Genomic DNA, 24,136 nt, shown 5'->3' on the forward strand with positions numbered 1-24,136 from the left:
CTATAGAAAGAACTACAAAGCGGCCGATATTTTCCCTGTATGATCTTCAAAAAGCCCAGACAACTGACCGCGGGAAAGGAACTCCTTCGGACGGAAAATTTTACTCTGATTTACCTGGGCGCATTTCATTTTCACTATTCGTTTTATTTTAGAGGAAATCTCTATCACGGAAATCTGGATTTTCGGAGAAAAAAGTTCCGGTTCATTCCTATATTCGCATCTATCGCGCTTTTTCTCGCATTCTTGGGATTCGGGATGAATCCGAGTAGTGCGATGATGGATTCTGCGGGACATGAAATCACCGAAAACGATTCCGAGGACTTAAAAGCAAAATCCGGGGATGAAAAGTTTTTGGAGGAATCCGAAAAGGCAAAGCTTACGATTTTGATGGCGAAGGAACTCAAGAATCCTTCCGAAAAGAAGAAACAATTCAAAGTTACGTCATATCGGGTAAAGCGAAATGAGACATTGGCTGAAATTGCTACTCGTTTTAAGGTTTCGATGGAATCTATCGCGGGTTCTTCCAATATCAAAATCGAAGATACACTTTATCCCGGTCAAATATTAAGTATTCCGAATAAACAAGGTCTTCTTTACAAAATGAAAACGGGGGACACTGTCGCCAAAGTTGCCAGCCTTTATAAGGTTAACCTGGATGAAATTTTGTCGGAAAACAAATTGGAGGATCTGGATATTCTTAGACCTGGCCAGAAACTATTCTTACCGGGTGCGGTGATTCCGGATCCAGCTCCGAAGTGGGTGATCCCTGTTGCGTCCAGAGTCGTAACTTCCAATTTCGGATTTAGGACTTTCCCCAGAAGAAAGTTTCACGAGGGGCTCGACTTAAAGGCCTTTTACGAGCCGATTGCCGCCGCGAGAAACGGTAAGGTGATTTACGCCGGTTGGATGGGCGGTTATGGAAACGTAGTCGTCATCGAACATACGGACGATTTTAAAACTCTTTATGCGCATAACTCCAAACTTTTCGTTCAACGTGGGGACTATGTTCTGGCAGGGAAGAAGATTGCAAGATCCGGTTCCACCGGTTATTCGTTCGGGCCTCATTTACATTTCGAAGTCATCAAAAGCGGAAAGCCCGTTAACCCTTCCAAATATTTAAAGGGTCTTACGTTTAGAAAGGGCGGACCTACACATTGAGTTTGGTGATGTGAGGATTCTCTTTTTTTTATCCATTTTTTCGATTTTAGATCCCGTCTCAATATCTTCAAGGAAATCGACTAATCTTTCGGCAAGTTCATAACAAACGCTGAAGTTCCCACGTTTCAAGTAGTGAGGTTGAGTCACTGTAGGTGTTAGGACTTTACATACACGTTTGATCGTTGTCATCTTTGCTGCCTTTTACCATAACCAACCCCACAAATTAAGAAGTTTGGGACAATAAGGATCAAAAACTGATATTTTTTAAGTGTTCCGACAAGAATGATACTTTTTACTTGCAAAAAGTATCATTTTCTGATAGAGAAAAATTTCCCGAACCTTTCCACCTATTGCGCGACCCGTAGAGAGCGAAATAGAGTTTATTCTCCCCCACCCAAAAATAAGGGAAACTCAGCACAACGCTCTCTAAGGATCGCGTTGTGGGAACTAAGTTTCACGGAGGATTTTGTCGTAATTCCGACAAATTGATCTTGAGATCCAAGTACTTGTGGGGTTGGTTATGGCCTCTTACTGACAACTTTTTCTAGGGCGCTACACTGAATTCTGATTTCTATCCACTGACCCCTAATACGCTGGTTTCTATTTTTTTCCGAAGGGCTTTTCGAGAAACGATCTATAGAAACTATGTTTAAAAAATACAAATTCGATATCGGAATATTAGAAAAATATTTTACGTTGAAAACGTTGCGATAAAACGATTGATTTCGGATATGAGGTCGAACCAGAAATATTCAGTTATAATAAAATACGATAATTGCTACTCGGACGTATGAAAATAATACTCGAAAATAAGCGGTCGGTTTTGCAAAAATACAGCGGTTTTCAAAAATTAAGTCAAATCGGGAAAACCCGACTTTTTAGAGAAAGATTCTAACATTCTAATTTTCGAAATAAGTTTATCATAGCAATTTCTATTCGTGCGTCCGAGTGGTAAGTTGTTAAAAGGAACGCTAAAACCGGACTCATATTTGCAAACTTTTCTGCGAATGACGGATACAAAAGCGTTTTCGATAGGATTATTATGGATTGGAGAATTTTTAAGACATAAACCGTTTGAAACCCGGAAAATAGAATAAAAATTTCAAAAGAAATCGTTCGGCAAGGAGCTCGTATATGAAATTAGCGTAAAATTCGAAGAAGTGATTTTAAAGTGAACCAATCTAATGCGACATCAAATTTCGGACAAGATGATATATTTACTTAATCTGAAGTAAGCTGAGGCATCTTTCAAAGGAGCGTATAAAACAAATTCTTTCTCAATCCTGGTTTTGATGTGATTGGTGATAACTCAGTGAATTCTTCCTTGATTTTTACGGAAAGTTAGTTACTTCCCGTAAAGTCACCTAACGGATGTTCACAAATTGTCTCATGGTAAAATCTTAAAAGAGACTTTTTGTCCGCAAATTATTCGGAAGTGAAAATTACGTTCTCGAAATTAAAAATTTTATTGTGACTTTTTGTACGTTTTGACAAATACTTGTTGAATTCGGAGTTATTTTTAGTAACTAATGAGTATGCTTCAAAAACCCAAAATATTGGTGGTCGAAGATGAGATCATCGTTGCCGTCAATTTAGGTCAAAAACTGAAAAAATTGGGTTACGAGCTCGTAGGGATTACTTCTTCAGGAGAGGAGGCGATTCAGAAAGCCGAGGAAAATCATCCGGATCTTGTTCTCATGGATATAAACATAGAGGGAAATCTAGATGGAATCGAAACCGCCGAAGTACTTCGGAATCGTTTTCACACTCCCGTGATTTATCTTACCGCATACGCTGACGAAAGTACCTTGGATAGAGCCAAAAAAACTCAGCCTCTTGGATATATCGTAAAGCCTTTTGAATCCGATCAACTCCGTTCTTCGATCGAAGTGGCTCTTTATAAAAACGAAATTGAGCAGAGATCCAAACAAACCGAAGAAAAATTGAAAGGAGCATTGGATCAACTTGGGGCGGGGATCGTAACTACGGATGAAAATGGTTTTCTACTTTTTATGAACCCTGCAGCGGAAAAACTGACCGGTTGTAAATATAAGGATCATCTTGGAAAACCGGTTCGGGAAATTCTTTTTTTTGAAAATACGACCGGAGATACGATCGGGAGCGTAGTGGAAGAAGTTCTCAAATCCGGACTTCCTAGAGAAAGTGGAAATCTATTTTTAATTTCGAAAAACGGAAATAGCCAAGAAATTCAGCTCCAAAGTTCTCCGATTTTAGGAGCGGAAGAAAAGTTAACCGGAACTTTTAATATTCTCAGAACCAAAGAACAACACACGAGTACGACTGAAAAAGATACCTATCTCAAAGAAATTCATCATAGAATTAAGAATAACCTCACGATCATTTCCTCTATTTTTAGTCTTAGATCCGGTCAAGCGGACGAAGAATCCAATGATCTTCTTCGGGAAAGTCAGAATCGTTTGCGTGCAGTCGCGCTTCTTCATGAAATTCTTTATGAAAGTAAGGATCTTTCCTCAATCAGCTTCGAACTCTATGTGAAAAAACTTACGGATGCACTTTTTGAAATTTACCAGGTGGATCGGGAAAAGATTCGGTTGGAGTTAAATATACAAGAGGCAAAAGTGAAAGCCGAGATTGGAATGAATCTCGCTTTGATCATCAACGAACTCATTACAAATTCTTTAAAACACGGACTGGCGGACCTTGAATCCGGTTTGATTCGGGTTAGTTTCACGAGAAAGAACGAAATGCTGACTCTTGAGATTTCGGATAGCGGAAAAGGGCTTCCCGAAAAATCGATTCGAAATAGAAGTCCAAGTTCGCTCGGTTTATCTCTTGTGGAATCCCTTGCAAAACAAATCGATGGGAAAGTCGGTTTTCTCAACCAACAAGGCGCTTGTATTCAACTGAGCTTTCCTGTTTCTGTTTGAAAAAGTAAGAATTCCTTTCTCGGTTTTCAGATCAAATCGAGGGAAGGGGCTCTCTAATCTTTTTCAAAACTAGAATGGTTCTCAGGTAATGGGATTTCCTAAAAATCTGAACAATGAGTTCCTAGTTTGAACTCGAACCCTTTTCAATTTGCTTTGCATAGTGCCAAACAAAGAATGAATTTCCAATGGTTCCTTCTTTTGTTTTCTTCTCAATACATGGATGTTTTTTGGAAAATCTGTGGGAACTCCCTCGTTTTTCCTGTATAACATCTACCTTCTCTAAAAGCTTTTTCCATTCTTCCTTTGGATGCGGATGACGCATTTTTTCCCAACTGATGATCACTCAAATCCTCCTAAAGATTATGAGAATCATTCTCATAATATGAAAATTGTCCACCATTTCTTCCGACTAGGAATGACTTGTAAGATTTTTTTTCATTCCCAGAGTGACTGGGATGAAAGCCCATTTTGAATTTTTTGAAATTGTCGTAAGACCCGAAGATAAAACCGCCGTTCTTTATCTCAATCGCCCTGAAAAAAGAAACGCAATGGATTGGCCTTTCTGGAGGGATTTGCCGAATGCGATTGAGGAGATCAATGCGAATTCTGATATTCACTCGTTTGTAATCGCCGCAAGAGGAAAATCCTTTTCCATTGGTTTGGATTTGGATTCTTTTATCCAACAATTTGGCAATTTGATCCAAGCTCCCTTAGGTAGTGACCGTAGAAAATTCTTCGATCTCATTCTTAAAATGCAAAAAGGAATCAACGCCGTTTACGATTCACCAAAACCGTCCATTGCCGCAGTTCAAAAACATTGTATTGGCGGTGGGTTGGATTTGATTTCCGCGTGTGATATTCGTTATGCTACGATAGACGCGTCGATTTCTCTCAGGGAAGCAAAAGTTGCGATTGTTGCCGATATGGGTTCGATCAACAGACTTCCCTCTATCATTGGACAAGGTCATACGCGAGAATTGGCTTTAACCGGGAAAGATATCGACGGAATCGAGGCGGAGAGAATCGGGCTCGTAAATAAGATTTTTCAGACCCAAGAAGAAATGATGGAAGTCGCTCTTGCAACAGCAAAAGAGATAGCCGAAAATCCTAAAATCGTAGTGTCCGGCGTGAAGGATGTGATGAGATATTCTGAAGGAAAACCGTTGGAAGCCGGTCTGAATTATGTTGCACTTTGGAATTCGAGTTTTCTCGATTCCGCGGATTTTAGAAAAGCGGTACAATCTTTCCGGGAACGCAAACGTCCCGTTTACAATCAAGACTGATCTGGGAATTACGCGTAAAGATCTAGGATTTTTCTTTGTCCTTCTTCTTTTGAATTTCGAATTCCCACTTCCACGGCAAGATTCAACATCTTTCGATTCAGATCGCTTTGTACCTGAAAGATTTCCCTAGGCAAATTCGCGACTCTTTCCAAAAGTAAACTCTGGTTTGTATTTCCATTGATATTCATAAATTCCCTCTTCCGAGAATTTTGGGTTTTTCTCTCTTTTTCCCCCAATTCTATTTTCGGGTGATAAATAGAAAACTTGATTATTTTTTGAAAATTTTTAATCTGTCTAAACTGTGAGTTTCCCCGCACTGATCAGATCCGCGATTCAGAGGGAGAATCAAAGAGAATTCACCAAAGCCTTCAATCTCTACAAAGAAGCCCTCTCGTTTACCGCTAATCCCAAAACGATTCTTAAAATTCGTAATCGTCAAGCCTGGTGTCAGTATCATATTGGAAACACTCGGGAGACCTTAAGTCTCTTTCACGAAATCATCACCAAGTATCCGAACGAGCCCGGAAGTTATTTATATTATTCCAACTATCTCATCAAAATCAGCAATTTCAAACAGGCTAAGAAGATTCTTACAAAGGGAATCGATCTCTACCCGGATCAATTGGAACTTTATCTGACTTTGGCTTCTCTTTTGAAAGATACAGATCGATCCAATGAGGCGATTGCCGTTTTGAAACAGGCCTTGGCTCAAGAAAAACTTTCAAGAGGAAGAGGAATTCTTCGCAAAGACATCTGGGCGGAACTAGGGCACCTTTATTATCAAAGAGGAAATTACAACTCCGCATTGGTTTCCCTCAAAACGTCGATGCGTATGGATAGCGACGAGAACTTTCTTCATTACGATATGATCGCTCAGTGTTATTTGAAGGTTTCTGATCATAAAAATGCCCTTAAGTTCATCGATTTATATGTTCAATATTTTGGAGAATCCGATTCAGACATTCTAATTATCAAAGCGCGAGCGCACGCTCAGCTTGGTGAAAGTCATTTAGCCTGCGCATCCTTATTACAGGCGTATTCCATGGAAAACGGTCTCAAACTGAACGCGGAAGACATGATCGATTTCGCCCCTTTGCTTCAAACCGGTTTTTTCGATACATTAGAAAATGTTGAAATAGAAGAGCCTTAAGCGGATTTGGAGAATTGTTCGGCGGATCCTTTTTTTGTTACTTAACGTGAGCAGGGTCGTAAGAAAGTTTGGGCGAATAAGAAACTAAAGTGTTGCTCTCTAACAGAACCAACCCCACAAATACTTGGATCCGAAGATAAATCGTCGGAATTCCGACAAATCCTCTGTAAAACTTACGCCCCGCAGAGCGACCTATCTCGCGACCCTTCGGGAGCGAGATTTGAGTTTAGGAACTCTGCGTTGAGTTTCTTCAACGCGCCCCTTAGGAAGCGTTGTGCCTGAGTTTTGGTGGCGGAGGTGGAAAGGCTCGGGAGATTTTTCTCTATCAGAAAATGATACTTTTTGCAAGTAAAAAGTATCATTCTTGTCGGAACACTTGAAAAATATCAGTTTTTGATCCTTATTATCCCAAAAGCTTTCTTAATTTGTGGGGTTGATTACGGCTCTCTAAGAATCGCAACATAATAATCGCTTTCGCATTTATTACGCCGAACTCACGTTAATTATTAAGAATTTGTTCCAAAACCTTAGGTGCGGTTTTTCGATACATTAGATATATTTGAAGTCTAATTTCTGCTTTTACGGAATTGTTTTTGAAATAATAAAATGTATATATTATATTCTTAATGCGATTCGGCATTGTAAATATCGCCTGATCTAATCCAGCATAGAATTTCAAAAATCATCAAAAGATTACTATCCCTACATAATAGAGTGTTCGAAATTCTGTGTCTAAATTCGGGCTTTGCGCTAAAATTGGCGATATTCTATTTTATAGGGATCGGTAGGAGTGGTTTTCCATATGACATACGATTATCAAATTTCTTCATTTAATCTTGAAACATAACTTAAAAAATAAACAAAGACTTTATTCGCTTTTCATTGTTTATTTTTTTGCATCTGCGACATTAGCGGTTACTTTAGGGATCGATGCTTGCAATTACTTGAGCATTATGTGAAATCGAATCGTTTTTTATAAAATACTATTCTTCTTGTTGAACTCTATGTTATAGTATGGGCATTGATTTAAAAAGAATGGAGATAGTGTATGAGAATAAGAAAATATACAAAAGTGAGGCTTCTTGTAAATTGTTGTCTCTTATTGTTTTTTCTAATAGATTGTAAGGCCGATAGGCGATCATTGTATAACGATTTGCTTATGCCTTTGATCTACATTTCGGATAATAAGAGCATTGGTTCTACGAATTCTGATTTAACGGGTTCTGACTCTACAAGTTCCAGTCCCGCAGATGTTATTTCCTCGAATTCCATTTCCTCGAATTCCATTCCCGAGAATTCTATTTCTGAGAATTCTATTTCTGAGAATTCTATTTCCGAAAATTCTATTTCTGAGAATTCTATTTCTGAGAATTCTATTTCTGAGAATTCTATTTCTGAGAATTCTATTTCTGAGAATTCTATTTCCGAAAATTCTATTTCTGAGAATTCTATTTCTGAGAATTCTATTTCTGAGAATTCTATTTCTGAGAATTCTATTTCTGAGAATTCTATTTCTGAGAATTCTATTTCTGAGAATTCTATTTCTGAGAATTCTATTTCTGAGAATATGGGAATTAAAATTCTAAGTCACAACGTTTTTCTGTTGCCGAAAATGCTTCCAGGCTGGGGAAATTGGGGGCAAAACGAAAGAGCACAACGCATCGTGAGTTCTAATTATATTCAAAATCAAGACGTCATTGTGTTCGATGAAGCTTTTGATACGGACTCAAGGAAAATTCTTTTGGAGGGAGTTCGTTCGGAATATCCGTATCAAACCGATGTGATCGGAAGAACCAAAAAAGGTTGGGACGCTACTTTGGGTCTGTACAGATTCGATGCGTTCACTAACGGAGGAGTCGTTATCGTAAGTAAATGGCCCATTGAAGAGAAGATACAACATATCTTTAAAGAGAAAGGATGCGGTGCAGATTTTTTTTCTAATAAAGGATTTGCTTATGTGAGAATCAATAAAAACGGAAAAAAATTCCATATCATTGGAACTCATGTACAAGCACAAGACTCCTCGTGTGCGAACTTAGGAATCGTCTCAAGAATGAATCAATTCAGCGAAATCAGGAGTTTTATCGATTCAAAAAAAATTCCGAAGGACGAAATGGTTCTGATCGCGGGAGATTTGAATGTAATCAAAGGTAGTAGAGAATATTATTGGATGCTTTATACATTGAACGTAAACAATCCTAGGTATGTGGGAGTTCCTTTTACGTGGGATACAAAAACCAACGAAATTACCGCTTTTTATTATGAGAAAGAGGAGCCCGTATATTTGGATTATATACTTGTTTCAAAATCACATTTCCAACCTCCGGTTTGGCAGAATTTAGCTTACGATCCGATCTCTGCAAAAACTTGGACCGTAGGGGGATATACGAGTGATGAATTTTCCGATCACTATCCCGTTTACGGTTTTATATATGCGGATTCGTCCACCCCTACGAAGTCCGGACGTAAAAGAAAATACGATCGAGTTTCCTTTGTATCCGCGGCCACCGGAAGAAGAATTCAAGCCAGTTCTAAAAAATCGAACGCATGGTTGAAAGTGAATGCCACGACAGAAACCGACTTAACAAAATTCAATTTAGTGCAGACTAACGATCCCGATTCGAATCCCTCCTGTATGAAAAGCGGACCTATTCGGGTTGAATCTTCTCATTCTTTAAATTACTTTTGGAATTGGTGGCTCGGCGGAGGGAAAGGTAACTACGCGTACTATTCCAAGTTCAATGACGGGTCGAATCGAATCCAAATCATAAACTTAGACGGAGGGTGTTTGCGAGACGGGAGTCGAATCGCATTCAAGGATTATGATACTATTTCAAAGAGACGATATTTTCTCACCGCTTGGGAAGGTGGTAAGTGGGATAAATATTTCTATCTTTGGAAGGACGAGCTAGGCCCGAGAGAAACTTTTTATCTTAAGTTAGATTCCTCTCCCGAAATGGATTGGAGTAAGAATCTAATTTATCGTTGAACTTTAAAAATCAAGCGAAAGGTGGCCGGGAATTTCCTTGCCATCTTTTGCTGCTACGTGTTTACACATGCAGAGTTTGTTTTGTAATTAATACGTAGAAATTTTATGTCGTTCCCAGGTTTTAAGCCCGAGAGAAGTCATCCATTTTGTCTTACAGCTTTAACCCGCCGCCGATCATAAAAATTGGCTCGCTAAAATGATAAGATTGCGTCGCTCCAATTAAATCTGTTTTTCGGTATTGTAGAGCTATATTAAAAAAGTAAGACTCTAATTCCCATTGAATACCCGTTCCCGCAAAAAGAACCGTTTGTACTTTGGAATGTATTCCACTTTCAGTACTTTTCCCGATTCCCAAGCCTACTTGAGTAAACCAAAGAATAGATTCGGAAAGAGGAAAATAATATTTCACTCCCGGCAAGAGTGAAAGAGTTTCTACGCTGAACTTACTGTGCTTATTAAAATTAAAATTTCCTTCCAACAGAAACATATTTAAAGAAATGCTGGATAGAGCTTGATATTCCGGGGTTGAGTTCAGATTGGCGCTTGTAAGGATTCCGATAAGTGGGGAAATCGTACGATCCGGAAAAGAATAAGAACTTAGTTCGAGTCCGAGTAAAAAGCTGAGATTCAAATTATAACGATATTCGCCATTAAAGGAAGTTGTTTGAATGTTTACGGTATATCTTTTCTCAAGATAAGGATCTATATAGATTACGCCCGTGATGAGGTCCGTGATATCGTATTTGCGGTTGAAATTCATTTTTTCCGTTACTTTTGAATTCCAGATCGAAAAATTCCAAGAAAAATAGAATTTTTTAATATTATTATACTCTTTTTTTGTCTCTTTGATTTCCGAAATAAGGACTTTTTCAACCAGAGCTAAGTCGATTTTTTCGACCTTTCCTGTTTCGTCCTCGACTAAGACGTGATCCTCTCGCAGTGAAGTTTTGACGTTTTCTATCTTTTTTCCGTCTTTTAGAATCAAAGTATTTCCAAAAACCCAGATCGGATTTAATATGAGGAATATACAAAAAATTTCCGAGAGAGGGGCCTCCAAGATTTTTTTGAAAAAGTGATTTGAATTTAGGGTCTTCAAAATGAAATCGATTCTATATTTGCGGATTCGATGATTCTTTTTTTTCCGTTTTCTTCCAAGATATATTGGTTTCCGTACTGTATTAAATTTCCTTTAAGTATCGTTCCGTCTTTGAGTTGAATCGTTTTATTTCCTAAACGTAAAGGTTTTTCTTGATTGCCCTCGGTATTTGTAGCGGTCGAAGTTTTTCTTTCGATCGGTTCCTGTTTTTCTTCTATCTCCGGAAGTTTTATAGGTTCAGAATTTCCAAGATGATTCGAAATATTTTCTAGATCTTTGATGTAAGACTCGTTCAAAGGGGCTTGCTTTTTTTGCGAGACGTTTTTTATGATTTGTCGTTGAATCTCTTTTAGAATATTCAAATTTTCTTGTTCGTTTTTTATATCAAGCCGATTTTCTTTCAAAGTTTTGAATAAACTTTCTTCCCGACTTCCCGACAGATTTAAAGGTTTTATTTCAAAATAAGAGTTAGAGATATCTTCCGAAGAAGTGTCCGTCCATACTTCTTCCAACTCGGTCCTTTGTCCGGAGTTTGAACCCGTTTGTTTATTCAAAGAATGTTCTATCAATTCTTCCTTTTTAGGATCCAGCAAGAACGGAAGTAGGTATTTGATTCCAGAACGGATCCGCACGGAGCCGTCCCACACATTCACTTTGTAACGATTTTCCGCACTTTCTATCCATACTTTGGTCCCATTTAGTTGGATTGCGGTTCCGTTGAGATAAATCTTAGTTTGAGATGTCGTATTATTCGTTAACGTTTCGTTTAACAAAAGATTTCCTTTTTGCAAAAAAATGGACAGACCGTAACCTGACGTAGCCACTTCCCGAGCGGTTTCGGTCAGTTTTAAAATGCGAACTTCCGAATTCGGAAAAATTCTAAAATGAACGAGACCTTGTTCTCCGTTGATTTTCACTTCGCAAAAAGAATTTTGATCGGGGCGAATCCAATCATGACGTAAAGTTTCCGGATTACAAGCGCCTGTAACTTCCATAGGGATCATCTCGGTTTTACGGAACATTTCCATTTTAAAGATCACGGATAAGGAAATAACTAAGGAAATAATCGCGGCGATGACCAGAAATTGATTTCTAAAGCTTCTTTGAAATAGACGCGTTTTAGGGGTTGAGGGTTCTGAGAGAATCTCCTCGAGAACGAGTTTATGTTGTTTTAAACCCGTTTGCATTTTCACGTAGTTGTGGTATCTCTTTTCAAATTCCGGATAAAGAGTTATGATTTCGTTTAGTCTTTTGTTTTCTTCCAACCCGGCTTCTTCAAAAAGAAACAAGGACATCAATTCTTCGAATTCTTCTTGTAGGTCTTTGTTTTCCATAATTACAATACCACTTTTTTTCTTTCTAATTCTTCTCTAAGTAGATCCAACGCTTTTAATAGTTTTCTACTTACGGTTCTCGAAGATATGTTCAGCGCTTGTGATGTTTTTTCCAAAGTATAATTGTTGATCTCTTTCAATAAGATGATGCTTTTTTCCGGTTCCGGTAAAGAGGAAATAACTTCTCTCAATTCATCCTCCACGATTTGTGTTTCTATTCTCCGAATAAAATCATCTTTTACCGGAAGCGATTCTATAAAAGCGCCGTCTCTCTCTCGATTAACAAATCTTTCTTTCTCTTTTTTCGATAGGTATAGTAAGTATTTTTTGCAATCGTAGCCGCCCATGCGTAAAAACTTCCTTTTTCCGGTGAAAAATTCGGAAACGCTTTATAGAGGTTCAAAAAAACTTCCTGAGCGATATCTTCCACTTCTTCGGGATCGGAGGAAAGAAAACGGATTATCTTATAAATCGAATCCTTGTAGTTCCGATAAAATAGAGAAAAATCGTGATCTTGATTTAACTTCATAATTTATATTCTACGTATAAGAATTCAAACTGGATGGATTTTTCTCTTAAGAAAATTTCAGTTCGATTTCGACTATTGAAATTAAAAACGATTCTTCGAATAGAAATTTTTCAAAACACGGAATCAAACTATAATTCCGTAAAAATCTATTTCTCCGAATAATGCGAATCAGTGGTTAGCCTCCTTTAACTTCGGATTAATTCGAGAAAGAATCTCATTGGGATCCTTTCCCGATTTTTCCTAATCGTTTATAAACTGTGTGATCCTTAAATCCTTCGAGGAAGTTATATCCCGGACTTTTCTTCAGTGGTACAAGATCCCGAAATATAAAACTTGGAGAAAAAAATATACCGGATGCGGCAGTAGAACCTGCGGCGTATGGAACTTCCAATGAAATCACGAAAGAAATATAGAGAGGTTTTCACGTAAGTGAGACAAGCATTTATGAAATTTTATATAGTTTGAGCCTTAAAGGAGAGACTTTTTTAATTTTTATTTGAATCCTGATTTTATCCATCAAGCGTCCTGATTTCTGTAAACCTGATTCTTATATTCTTATCCATTAAAAAGTATCGTTAAGAATGAATACCTGATTCCTAAAGCCCCGACATCTAAAACGTTCCTATATTTTTGTGAAACTAAAAAGCCCTTCGCTTCCTAAATGCCCCAAGAAGCAACATTGAGAGTTCCACGAGGGCTCGATAGAATTCAGCACAGAGCTTTCCCAAGGGCGCTCTCCAGGTCTTGGGACATGCTTTTTATAGAAATGTAAGTCTTGGGATTCTTCTCAGGAAAAGATTTATAAATCATTTCCATTTTTCTAAAATTTTCAAAATATCGTTCCCGAATTTTTCAACTTTAGCGGAACCCATCCCTTTAACGAGAGATAACTCTTCCGGAGTGGACGGCATTAATTTTGCGATTTGAACGATCACCGGATTTTGAAGCACCATAAACTTCTTCCATTTCCTTCTTCTGGCTTCTCTATCGCGAAAGTTTTTCAGTTCTTGGACAACGTTTTTCGCGGAAAGGGTTTTCTTTTCTCCGCCAATATCCGGCTCTTTTTTCTTTCTCGGAGTTTTAACGATAACGGTTGATGAAAGGATAAGTTTCGGATATTTGTCTCCTACGATTTTTACTTTTTTTGTCGCAATCCATTCGTCCAAAGTTTTTAAAATCGCTTCCTCCGGAATCGAGCGTAAGGAACCGTATCCGACTATGCGATCTAGTTTTTTTCTCAAGATTTCGTTTGATCTGGAACCTCGCAGAACTCCGGCGATCATTCTTTTACCGAATTTACCGGGAATCTGTTCTAAAACTTGTTCTATCGTTTCCAATTCGTCTTCGGAAAAATCGTATCTTTCTCTTTCTTCTTGTTTTTGTTTTTTAGCCTTTTCTCTTTCGAGGAATTGATCCCTTCCGTTAGGGAATGAGATATTCGAAGATTCTTTTTCCGAGCAGATATCGCAGGTTTTACAGGATTTGATTTCTTCGCCGAAGTAAGAACAAAGAATTTGTTGCCTGCATCGGTCGGAGATCGCATATTCTTTTACAAAGGAGAGTAACGTTTCCCCTCCTTTCCGATTATTTTCTTTTCCGATAATGAAATTCTGAGTTACCAGATCGGAGGGATGGTAAAAAAGAATACAGTTCGAAGACTTTCCGTCCCTTCCGGCTCTTCCCGCTTCTTGGTAATAGCTTTCCAAAGACGCGGGGATTTGAAAATGAACAACCAAACGAACGTCCGGATTGTCCAAACCCATACCGAACGCGTTAGTCGCTACAAGTACGTTCGTTTTTCCGATATTATACCCGTTTTGAGTTTTTTCCCGGCTCGAATCGGTTCTGCCCGCGTGATATTTACCGACTTTAAACCCGTTCTTCTTTAGGAAATTGTAGGTTGATTCCACCTTTTGTCTGGTTGCGCAGTAAATAATTGCTTTCCCGCTTTCGGTTTTTTGAAAATTTCCTCGGATTAAAAGTTTTAAGAGCTCGTTTTCCTTGGAAGTTTCATTTTGAGGGAATCGCACCGAGAAGTTGAGATTTTCCCTGTAAAAACTCCCTTTGATCAAAGTGGGGTTTTTGAGTCCTAGAGAGTTGGATATGTCTTGGATGACTTTGGGAGTCGCAGTGGCGGTTAACGCTACGATCGGTATCTGGCGTTGATATTTATCCCTAAGTTCGTAGAGTTTTCGATATTCCGGTCTGAAATCGTGTCCCCATTGGGATACGCAATGCGCTTCGTCGACGGCGATCCTACCCAGAGAAAGTTTCGGAAGAATTTCGAACACCTGTCTGCTCAGAGCTTTTTCCGGAGAGAGGTATAAAATTCGAATTTTACCTGTGCTCGCTCTGCTTAGGATTCTAAGCTGCTCCAGATCGTCTTGAGTTGAATTGCAATATTCCGCGGCGATTCCCTTCGCTTTGAGAGAATCCACTTGATCTTTCATCAATGCGATTAAAGGGGAAATTACAAGCGTCAAAGAAGATCGGTCTAAAACCGCGGGAAGCTGATAGATGAGCGATTTTCCTCCCCCGGTGGGAAGAATAACTAACGTATCTTTCCCGCTTAGAACGGATTCGATCGATTCCTTTTGACCGGTTCGAAACCGGGACATTCCCCAAATTTCCTTAAGAGAGGATTCTAAATTTAGAATATGATTGTTTTGTTCCGAATTCATTTAATTCCAACCGAAAAATCTTTCTTGTGCGTGGTTGCTTCTGTCGAAAGTGCGCTTTGTAGTGGGATCCAATAGTAAGCTCCGTGTTGAATTTTTTAGAGTAAGAGAAGAGTAAATCAATTCAAACATTTGGAATACAATCGCTTTCTCGTTTTTTTATATTAGAGTTGTTGAAAATTACTTCTCTATCCGTTTTTGCTTCATTGAAATGGACGTTTGAAAAAGTTTTGTTAATTTGAATCATGGAATTTTTCAACAACTCGATTGAACTCGTCCTACTTACGAATTCTTCGATAGAGGAATCGAGCCGGATGCAACGATTCCAAGATAGAGAATTCGACGGGAGCGGGTTCTCCCAGTATTAAAGACGCAAGAATCTCCGCACCTAAAAAAGAACTCAAAACCCCCCTCGAACCCAAACCTCCGAAAACGTATAAGCCCGGGATCGTTTTGAGATTTGGAAACGTTTTGCGCTGATTTCGAGGTAAATCGATTTCTTTGTAAGTTTCCCGAAATACTTTCGGATCGAAGATCGGACCAATGATCGGAAACCGGTCCGGAGTTTGGGCCCGGAATCCCGTTTTTTCGGAAAGAACGCAGTTCGAATCGAATTTTAGAGTGGGGTATTTGGTTTGAACGTATTGCAGAAGCAAGTCCGTATCCTTTTTTCGAGGTTCCGGGTTCAAGTCGAATTCGTCGAATGTGGAACCTAGAATGTGTTCTTCTTGAACGGAAGGTGTCAAATAGTGTTCCGCACAAAGAATGTTCGAAACAGGAGAGGAATTTTCTGTTTCTTTTAAGGATATAAGTTGTCCCCGGACTTTGTTTATCGGAAATATCTCCTCTCCTTCGAACAGAGACGATACTAGTTTTCCAATCAAATAAGAATTACAGAATATAATAGAATCTGCAAGTATTTTTTGGTCCGATTCTTTCAAACCGAGTTTCCAGAAAGTCCCGGTTCGTTCGAAGGAATTCGCCGTAGCTCGTATCGATTTGATTCGAGGCTGATCGGCGCATTTTCTTGCGATAGATCCGGGTCGGGTCCAGAAACCGTTTTCGAAAAAAACTCCTAGTTCTTTGATAAATCGGTTGTTTTCATGGAAGTCGGAGTCGTTCGGTTTCCAGGAGGCGATTTCTTCGGTAAGTCTGTGGTTTTCTATGCTCTTTTGGAATCTTTCGAGACTCGCCTCCTCTGTTACGCCGTGAAACAATCCGACTTTTCCAAATTGATCTTTGTCGGCAAATGAGGAAAGAAAGGAAAGCGCATATCGAAATGCGCGTAACGTGAACAAACTGACCGATCCCGGAGTTTTCGTGAGATGGGGATGGGAAATCGCTACCGGGATCCCGGAGGTTTCGTTTGCGATTCCGGACGGGTCGATTAGGAAAACTTGAATCCCTCGTTTTGACAGAGAATAAGCAAGCGTCGAACCTGCGATTCCGGCTCCGACGATCGCCGCGGTTTTGATTTGTGATTCAGGATCGGAACGTTTGCACCAGGGTTTTTCTTTCGGAATCGATTCTTTCGTTTCAGAAGCGGGATTCGAATATTTTCCGGTCAACATTTCCCTTTTCCTTCCGAAACCGGGACGTTTTTCCAGCGTAAAGCCAGCGGAGGATAAAGAATCCCGGACGTTTCTCGCGACGGTGAAAGTGGAAAAAGTGGTTTCGGGTTTGGAAACGTTTTTTAAGTTTCTCAGAACCGATTCTTCCCACATCTCCGGATTTTTAGAAGGAGCAAAACCGTCCAAAAAAATCGCGTCCACTTTTCCGGAAATTTCGCATAACGCGTCCGCAACGTCTCCTAAAAAGAGAGTTAGGTGGATTTTTCCTTCTAAAAATCGGAAGTAGTTCATTCCTGGAATAAGATCTTGATAAGAGGATAAAAATTCCTCTTTGATTTCCCCCAATTCGGAAAACGCGGAAATGGCTTTTGAGATTTCTTCCCGACTGAGAGGGAATTTTTCAACCGATATAAAATGAAGCCGAAACCGATTTTTTTGTTTTAAATATTCTTTCCAAGTCGTAAAAAAATTAAGCCCGGTTCCGAAGCCTAGTTCCAAAATACAAAACGAATTTTGAATATTCGAATTTTTCCAACGATTGGGAAGATCGTTTCCTCCGATAAAAACGTGTTTGGTTTCTTCCAAGCCGTTTTCGGGGGAAAAGTAAATATCCTCGAATCGATCCGATACGGGAGTGTGATTGTTTTTCCATGATAACATTAGATTTTCGGGGGCACGGGTTCCGTTGGTTTCGGAGGAGCGGATTCTACACCGGGACCGCTTTCTTTACGCAGTAAATCATCCGATGTCAGTCTGGATAATTGAATTTCTTTTCGAATTCCAATTCGGAAAGTGTTCATTGTTAGGTAAAGATCGTGATAACCTTCCCCGTTGGAAGTGGGTATTGTCTGAGTGATCGGAGTCTTACCAAAGTTTCCAATACGGAGTAGGTCCCGATTATCGTATTCTCTATTTCCGATACTTGATAATTCCAGGTACAGATACAAATTATAGAAAATGGTATCTTCAAAAAATCGACCAATATTATATTCGTATAATACTTTGAATCCCGCGATACCCCTTGTCTGGTTTCGTGTGGTGGAAACTCTGAAACCCCTTTCCAGAATATCAAAATCGTAGATACTATAACCGAGGTTGATTCCTACTCCTAAATTCCAATTTTGAAATTCCAAAAATCCTAGATAGAGAGTTCCATAGAATTGGTAATCCATGTATAAGTATTCCGCTTTTCTGGCAAAAGGGTCGGAAAGGGGATATAATCCGTATAAGGTTTGTTCTATCGGATTTGAATAGATTCTTCCGTCGTCCGGAAAGTTGAGAAGATTTCCTCGAAAGCTTCTGGGAGATGTGATCGTAAAGCCATAAGCGACGTAGTTCAAAAATTTAAAATAGCCCGTAAAAGGAAAGCCGGGCAGTCTTCTCGGAATGGAATCGACCGTATAGAAAGGTACCGATTTCGGAGGATCATGATTGATCGGGAGGTCATTATTTTTCGGCGTTTTAAAACCAGCGTTCGTTCGAATTAGGTTTTCCAACGGAGTGTATTTCGTAAAAAAATTCAATTCGGTGGAATCTACTCCTCCGGTAAGAATCACGGTTTCAAAAAAAGATTCGAGGGTTCGACAAGAGGAATGGACTGCGCAACAGACCCATACCGATAAAATGGCAATTCTTTTCGATATCAATACTCTCGATTTCTGATCGTCTGAAAGGCTCATCTTTTTCTGACATTTTTTTATGATTCATTCTGAGTTCCAAGTCGTAATTGAAAAAGAGGATTCTTGACCGAAGGGGTTTGGAAGGGAATTCTGACAACGGAATCCTCTTATGTCAGAGAAAGGTGTTAAAATTCCGAAGCGGTATCCGGTTTCGCTTGCTCCGATGATGGATTGGACCGATCGGCATTTTCGATATTTTTTAAGACTCATTTCCAAACATACATTTCTATACACGGAGATGATTCATACCGGCGCCATTCTTCACGGGGATCGTCGTCGATTTTTGTCGTACAGTCCGGAAGAATTACCCCTTGCGATTCAGTTGGGAGGAGATGATCCGAAAGCCCTCGCCGAATCTTCCAAAATCGGTGAAGACTATGGATATTCCGAGATCAATCTGAATGTGGGTTGTCCGAGCGATCGGGTGAGAGAGGGAAACTTCGGCGCTTGTTTGATGGAAACCCCGGAGAAGGTCGCCGAACTGGTCTGCGCAATGGACAGTAGTGTTTCTATTCCTGTAACTGTAAAATGTAGGATCGGAATTCCCGGTAAAGAAACTTTGGAAGACCTATGTCGGTTTATAGAATGTGTCCGCCAAGCGGGCGTTAGGCGATTTATCGTTCACGCAAGAATCGCGGTTTTAGGCGGACTTTCTCCGGCTCAGAATCGTCAAATTCCCCCTTTACGTTATGCGTACGTTGAATCCTTAAAGGAACAATTTCCGGATCTTTTGATCGAGATCAACGGAGGAATTCGAACTCTTGCCGAAATGCAGGATAGACTCAAGACGAACGACGGGGTGATGATCGGAAGAGCCGCATACGAAACTCCTTATCTTTTTTCGGAAGTGGATTCCTTGTTTTTCCACGATAATTCTCCTTCCTTAAGCAGGAGAGAGGTTTTGCTTCGAATGAGGGATTATATCGAAGAAGTTGTTTTGAAAGAGAAAAATGGTAAGCCGCATCACGCACTTAGGCATATGTTGGGCTTGTTTCATGGAGAGAAAGGCGCTCGTAGTTTTAGAAGAATCCTCACGGAAAGAATGTACTGCGATTATTCGAGCGATCTTTTATTGGATGCCGTACGAGAGATTTCGAATGATACGTTGGACTTGATCCCATCCAACTAAAAGCATATCGTATATTGTTGTATGATTTGGATGTAAAACTTATCGATGGATAACCCTTATACTTTTTTAAAGTGAGTGAAAGTTCACTTCTTTTATTTTCTTTTTCCCTAAAATCATAAAAAGTCTGAATTTAGTTGTTGTTTTTGCGATAGATATCTTCGCGTAAAAACGACTCAATATCTTTTAGGACGTTATGCATGGTTCGTCACTTTATTTATCAAAAAGGAAGATCGGAAAAATTCTGGAGTATCGAAATCGGCGCCGATTCGAAATCTCTGAACACAGCTCAGGGACAAGGGCGCGGAGAAGCCAAATCTGAGAAACAGACCTTTGAATCTGAAGAACTTTGTCAAAAGAAAATCGAAAGTCTCGTTCAAACAAAACTCAAAGAAGATTACGAAGAGATTCTCCTTGCGATCAAAGATGTAAATCCATTCGATTTAAAAGTTGTAGCCGATGCCAAAAAACAAAAAGGGGAGAGATTATCCGTTAGCGTTCACGGTTCTTCGGAACTTTTGGAGGAGATTTGTTCCTTCGATTGGCTGAAACATTTAGAGTTGCGCGATTTAACGACCCTTTCGGATTCTCTCGGGAATTTGAAGAATTTGGATCATCTGGAAATCAAGGAAAGCGGATCGTTGGAATCCATCCCGGAGTCGATCGGTAAATTGCAAACTTTGACCTGGCTTAGTATCGAATAGATCGATTTTTTACAGCATTCTATCGGAAGTTTTTCCAATCTAAAACGCCTGAACGTGCAACACAATCCTAAGTTGAAGGGATTACCGGAAAGTATAGGTTCGCTTCGATCCTTAATGTGTTTTCGAAATGGAGGACTTGGAAACTTTGGATATGGCTTACTGCAATCTTTCCGAAATTTCGGAAGGTTTCGCAAAACTTGCCAATCTTTCCCGCTTTGACTTTGAAGGAAGTCGGGTCGAAAACGTTCCCAGCGATGTTTTGTATGCGGGAGTCGAAACGATTCAAAAATTTCTGAATAAAACCCCGGATAAAAAACAAAAAAAGATACCTGTTACCGACTCGAACGAATTTAAGATAAGTCTGAAACAACACAAGGATTCTCTGGAAAAATTTTATCGTGACGTTAAGGATAAAATGTATAAGGACGATACCCGCAAAAAGTTGGAAGCCCTTCGGAAATTTTTTTCCGGAGAAATCGACGAAGTGCCTAAGTCGATAGCGGAAGATCACTATTACTTCAGAACTCTCCCGGACGTTTTGGCTCCGTATCGAAAATGGACGGCCATAGACTTTAGAATTCTCGCATATATTACTCAAGGCGCCTGGTCTTTTAAGAAAACGAAGAGGGCTTTTCGAAGCGTTTTACAAATGGTTGGGTAGGGAAGTCCTAAACGATCCCGAAGATTCTCAATTATTTTCGGATATTCTAAACGCGCTCAAAGAATACGGAGTGGACGAGACCAAACTGCTCGCGGAACGAAAATACAAGATTCAAGAAATCGTGTTTGCCTCCGATCATCGAATCACTTCTTTCGGAAGATATTTGCTTGAACATTTCGACGAGATTATCTCGGATTTTATGAAGGAAAGTCTTCCGTCTCAATTCGTGGATTTGTTCGTTCGGGAAAAATTTGAAAAGATAGAACCTCTGATTTCCCAAATCACAAAGATAAAAGAATACGACAGCTCCGACGGAAAAAAACATGTACCTCATCGGACGATCGAGATTCTTTGTAAAGCAAAACCCGCTTTGATGGAATCGATTATCCTGGATCGTATCGAGGCGATCGACTGCGTTTCCTGTAAGGCGGAACTGAATCGGATTCTTTACGAGTCCTTTCGAGATAAGTATAAACAGAAAGTCGTCGATTCCGCGAAAGTTACGCTCGATTATATCTCCGAAAGAAAAAATAAGAATCTGGATCGAGGATACGATTTTGATTGGCCTTTGTCCAAGGAATTTTATCGGGACGATACTTCGGATTATATAGAATGGCTTCTTAAAAATTTCGGCTCGGATTTAAAAACGGAAATATTCAACTATGTCGAAAAAACCAAAGTATTGGATCTGAACGTCGTCGGAGTCGCGGTAAAGTATCTCGGTCAGGATGCGGTCGATATCGCGGGGGAAGCGCTAGATATGACGATCAAAAACGATGATATCGCGGGGCATTTTAGACAGGCATTCAATATTCTTTCCAATTTAGATTACAGTAAATACTACGATAAAACCTGGGAGATCGCAAAAAGCGAGTTTAAGAAGGTAAGCTAAACGGCTTGTCTAACGTTGAGCAGGCTTCCGGAAAAACAAGTAGTTCCAAAAGCATTAGAATTATTGAATGAAAAACAGGCTCACGTTCGCGAAGCGGGCGCTCTGGTTTTGAGTCTTTTATCCACTCCGGATTCCGTAGAATCTTTGAAACCTTTGCTGGAAAAGGAAAAGAACGACGACATTCGAAATTTAGTCGTGGGAGTCGTTTATAAAACTCCGGTCGAACTGGACTTTGAGGAGGCAAAACGAAGAATTTCTGTCGCAAAAGCATTAGGAAAACTGGATAAACCTTTGGCGAAGTGGCTGGACGAATCTAAGCTTCCCGAAATTTTATGGAAGGATCGAAAACCTCTCTCGGAGGAAGAGATACGTTATCTCTTTTACAGACAGAAGACGGTTCCCGCCATTGAGATGGACTTTGAGTTGAGGGACGTAGTCGCGTTGATAGACAAATCCAGTTGCGAAAAATTTTCTAAAAGCCTGCTTTCGTTGATTTTGAAAAACGGAGGTTTTAAGGCTCCGAATCGTTTTGCGATTTCCATTTTGGGGATTTTAGGAAGTGATGATGTGGTTCCGGAAATAGAAGCAGTCGCTAAGAAGGAAATGAACCTGAACGCCTGCTCTTGTCTCGGATTCATTTGCACGATAACTGCCGCCGGTGCGTTGGACCGGATTTTACAGATGTTTCGAGTCAAATACCCAAATGTGAGAGAGGTTGCTCAACAGGCTTTTGAATCCATCGCGGACAAAATGTCCTTAACTTCGTACGAACTTCGGGATAGGGTTATGCCGGATTTAGGATTTGAAAATCTTTTCAAAAAAGTAGAAATTAATAAAATTGAATATACTCAAAAAATATCTCCGGATTTGAAATTTACTTATTACAACGAAGATGGCAAAGAGGTGAAAACTCTCAAAATGAACGAGGCCGAAAAGAAGAAAAATAAGGAAGAGAACGCTCTTCTCAAAGAGGCCGTAAAACAATTTGGAATCAATCTGGAATATTATCTTGTTGTTCAGAGAAGCTGGTCTTCCCCGGATTGGAGGGAATTTTTTCTTAAAAACCCGATCGCAAATGCCTATTCGCAGAATTTTATTTGGGTTCATGTTTCGGAAAATCAAGACGCGCAACGTTTTTATGTCGTTGAGAACAAAATCTTGGATGCAAACGATCGTAAGTTTGAACTCGGCGTAAAATCTAAAGTTCATTTGTTGCATCCTTTGTCTCTCGATACGTCGGAAGGGAACCTTTGGTCTTCCAAGCTCAAAGAGAGAAAGATAGAACCTCCTCTGGATCAGTTGGACCGAGGCACGTATGCGGTTTCGTCCGAAGAGAAAAATGAAACAATTTCTTATCAGTTTCAAAATAAGGAAATGGTCGGAATCACTTTTAAAAACCGTGCGGAGAAATACGGTTGGAGAAGAGGATCCGTCGTAGACACGGGGGAAGTTTCTTCTTATCGAAAACTATTTCCGAATGAAAACGTGGAAGTGTTTCTGATGCTGGAAAATCTGAACGTTCAGAATTACAATATGGACGAGCAAATCACTTTTAAAGAATTCTTTTTCGTTAAACAAGGGTCGATTACAACCGGAAGTTACGTGTATGATGAACCGAAAAACGAAAAGGACCATCGATTGATTTCCTTTAGAAATTTAGATCCGATCGTTTACTCGGAAACTTTGTACGACTTGCATAGAATTCTCCAGTCCAAAAATGAAGAATAATGCAGGAACTGGATTTGGAGCGAAGATGTAATCGGCTCATAGGTTTAAAAATCGAAAATGTCCGATACTACGGGCAGTTTCAAAATTTTGAATATGCGCACGGAGTATCGGAAGCGGTTTATCTTTATTCCGATCAAAAAGAGAGTTTTAGATTCGGTTACGAGGACGAGTTCCTTTTAAAATGGGTTTTTGGAATCTCCGTAAGGAATACGGTTCGAACCTTCTTGAAGGACGAGGAACAAGAAACGCATGATGTTACTTATCTTTGGAAAGAAAAGTATAACCAAGAGGATCTTCGGATCGTTAGAGTGAAATTGCACTGGAGATATATTGCGGATAGTCATTTCGTTCTTTGGCATTCTTACAGTAGATCCGACTATCCTCAGGATATAGAATTGGTTCTTTCCAATGGGAAAAGCATCTTTATTGGCGTAACAAAAATTTTAAACAACGGACGATGTAAATTGTTTACCAATCATCTTTCCGTCTTTTGGGGTTTTCAAGAAAGAGAAAATACGTATGCTAGAATTGAACGTTCTTAATCTTTGAGAACTCCAGGATAATCTCTTTTTTTGAAAACTATAGAAGCGATTTCTCAAATTTAGTTGTGAAATTTGTTTTGTCCGGGTTTTCATTTTGTAGTTTAACA

18 protein-coding genes and 1 pseudogene are annotated in these 24,136 nt (G+C 39.5%); 11 read left to right on the forward strand and 8 right to left on the reverse strand.

Going from position 1 to position 24,136, the window contains the following annotated elements:
- The first annotated feature begins 39 nt into the window (after positions 1-39).
- Together FHG67_RS03000 and FHG67_RS03010 are read left to right on the forward strand one after the other, a co-directional pair.
- Positions 40-1,158, forward strand: coding sequence for a peptidoglycan DD-metalloendopeptidase family protein (locus FHG67_RS03000; RefSeq protein WP_002618392.1), 1,119 nt, complete (start codon positions 40-42; stop codon positions 1,156-1,158).
- Between the two features lie 1,529 nt (positions 1,159-2,687).
- Complete coding sequence (locus FHG67_RS03010) at positions 2,688-4,067, forward strand: histidine kinase dimerization/phosphoacceptor domain -containing protein (RefSeq protein WP_036075767.1); 1,380 nt, start codon at positions 2,688-2,690, stop codon at positions 4,065-4,067.
- Positions 4,068-4,188: 121 nt separating this feature from the next.
- Here FHG67_RS03010 and FHG67_RS03015 read toward each other — a convergent pair whose 3' ends face one another.
- Positions 4,189-4,410, reverse strand: a complete 222-nt coding sequence (locus tag FHG67_RS03015) for an LIC12628 family protein (RefSeq protein WP_004496604.1) — start codon at positions 4,408-4,410, stop codon at positions 4,189-4,191.
- A 112-nt stretch (positions 4,411-4,522) separates the two neighbouring features.
- Here FHG67_RS03015 and FHG67_RS03020 point away from each other — a divergent pair, with 112 nt between their 5' ends.
- Positions 4,523-5,350 carry a crotonase/enoyl-CoA hydratase family protein gene (locus FHG67_RS03020; RefSeq protein WP_004501832.1) on the forward strand — a complete coding sequence of 276 codons (828 nt, stop codon included), beginning with the start codon at positions 4,523-4,525 and terminating at the stop codon, positions 5,348-5,350.
- An 8-nt stretch (positions 5,351-5,358) separates the two neighbouring features.
- On the opposite strand, the gene FHG67_RS03025 is transcribed toward FHG67_RS03020, so the two are convergent.
- The gene (locus tag FHG67_RS03025) at positions 5,359-5,538 is read right to left on the reverse strand and encodes a hypothetical protein (RefSeq protein WP_026054530.1); all 180 of its coding nucleotides are present in this window, start codon (positions 5,536-5,538) and stop codon (positions 5,359-5,361) included.
- Positions 5,539-5,651: 113 nt separating this feature from the next.
- Here FHG67_RS03025 and FHG67_RS03030 point away from each other — a divergent pair, with 113 nt between their 5' ends.
- Together FHG67_RS03030 and sph are read left to right on the forward strand one after the other, a co-directional pair.
- Positions 5,652-6,500, forward strand: coding sequence for a tetratricopeptide repeat protein (locus tag FHG67_RS03030; RefSeq protein WP_002630758.1), 849 nt, complete (start codon positions 5,652-5,654; stop codon positions 6,498-6,500).
- A 1,048-nt stretch (positions 6,501-7,548) separates the two neighbouring features.
- Positions 7,549-9,489 (forward strand): sphingomyelin phosphodiesterase, encoded by a 1,941-nt coding sequence (gene sph, locus FHG67_RS03035; protein WP_142499645.1) that lies wholly within the window; start codon positions 7,549-7,551, stop codon positions 9,487-9,489.
- 151 nt (positions 9,490-9,640) lie between these two features.
- Here sph and FHG67_RS03040 read toward each other — a convergent pair whose 3' ends face one another.
- From FHG67_RS03040 to FHG67_RS03070, 6 genes and pseudogenes are all read right to left on the reverse strand, one after another.
- Positions 9,641-10,585, reverse strand: a complete 945-nt coding sequence (locus FHG67_RS03040) for a hypothetical protein (protein ID WP_004496615.1) — start codon at positions 10,583-10,585, stop codon at positions 9,641-9,643.
- Entirely contained in the window at positions 10,582-11,919 is a 1,338-nt protein-coding gene (locus FHG67_RS03045; RefSeq protein WP_142499646.1) for a transcriptional regulator, read from the reverse strand. The genes FHG67_RS03040 and FHG67_RS03045 overlap by 4 nt, the downstream gene beginning before the upstream one ends.
- A gap of 2 nt (positions 11,920-11,921) precedes the next feature.
- Positions 11,922-12,448: pseudogene (locus FHG67_RS03050) on the reverse strand (RNA polymerase sigma factor).
- Between the two features lie 806 nt (positions 12,449-13,254).
- Positions 13,255-15,129: a RecQ family ATP-dependent DNA helicase gene (locus FHG67_RS03060; RefSeq protein ID WP_004496482.1), complete on the reverse strand. Its 1,875-nt coding sequence runs from the start codon at positions 15,127-15,129 to the stop codon at positions 13,255-13,257.
- Between the two features lie 275 nt (positions 15,130-15,404).
- A complete protein-coding gene (mnmC, locus tag FHG67_RS03065; protein WP_004496442.1) occupies positions 15,405-17,357 on the reverse strand; it encodes a bifunctional tRNA (5-methylaminomethyl-2-thiouridine)(34)-methyltransferase MnmC2/FAD-dependent 5-carboxymethylaminomethyl-2-thiouridine(34) oxidoreductase MnmC1 in 1,953 nt (650 codons plus the stop codon).
- A complete protein-coding gene (locus tag FHG67_RS03070; RefSeq protein ID WP_016760886.1) occupies positions 17,357-18,376 on the reverse strand; it encodes an LIC10647 family lipoprotein in 1,020 nt (339 codons plus the stop codon). The genes mnmC and FHG67_RS03070 overlap by 1 nt, the downstream gene beginning before the upstream one ends.
- A gap of 109 nt (positions 18,377-18,485) precedes the next feature.
- Here FHG67_RS03070 and dusA point away from each other — a divergent pair, with 109 nt between their 5' ends.
- The 6 genes from dusA to FHG67_RS03090 all read left to right on the forward strand — a co-directional run bounded on the left by dusA (position 18,486) and on the right by FHG67_RS03090 (position 24,029).
- Positions 18,486-19,505: a tRNA dihydrouridine(20/20a) synthase DusA gene (gene dusA / locus FHG67_RS03075; protein WP_002556410.1), complete on the forward strand. Its 1,020-nt coding sequence runs from the start codon at positions 18,486-18,488 to the stop codon at positions 19,503-19,505.
- Between the two features lie 197 nt (positions 19,506-19,702).
- Entirely contained in the window at positions 19,703-20,206 is a 504-nt protein-coding gene (locus FHG67_RS03080; protein WP_004500205.1) for a WGR domain-containing protein, read from the forward strand.
- Positions 20,207-20,357: 151 nt separating this feature from the next.
- Positions 20,358-20,867 carry a hypothetical protein gene (locus tag FHG67_RS22150; protein WP_232423646.1) on the forward strand — a complete coding sequence of 170 codons (510 nt, stop codon included), beginning with the start codon at positions 20,358-20,360 and terminating at the stop codon, positions 20,865-20,867.
- The gene (locus FHG67_RS22155) at positions 20,860-21,759 is read left to right on the forward strand and encodes a hypothetical protein (RefSeq protein WP_004500199.1); all 900 of its coding nucleotides are present in this window, start codon (positions 20,860-20,862) and stop codon (positions 21,757-21,759) included. The genes FHG67_RS22150 and FHG67_RS22155 overlap by 8 nt, the downstream gene beginning before the upstream one ends.
- A 15-nt stretch (positions 21,760-21,774) precedes the next feature.
- Positions 21,775-23,487 (forward strand): DUF4132 domain-containing protein, encoded by a 1,713-nt coding sequence (locus FHG67_RS22160; RefSeq protein ID WP_004500184.1) that lies wholly within the window; start codon positions 21,775-21,777, stop codon positions 23,485-23,487.
- The gene (locus FHG67_RS03090; protein WP_004500186.1) at positions 23,487-24,029 is read left to right on the forward strand and encodes a hypothetical protein; all 543 of its coding nucleotides are present in this window, start codon (positions 23,487-23,489) and stop codon (positions 24,027-24,029) included. Before FHG67_RS22160 ends, FHG67_RS03090 begins: the two co-directional genes overlap by 1 nt.
- The last annotated feature ends 107 nt before the right edge of the window (positions 24,030-24,136 follow it).

The organism is Leptospira weilii (assembly GCF_006874765.1).
Taxonomy (GTDB): Bacteria; Spirochaetota; Leptospiria; order Leptospirales; family Leptospiraceae; genus Leptospira; species Leptospira weilii.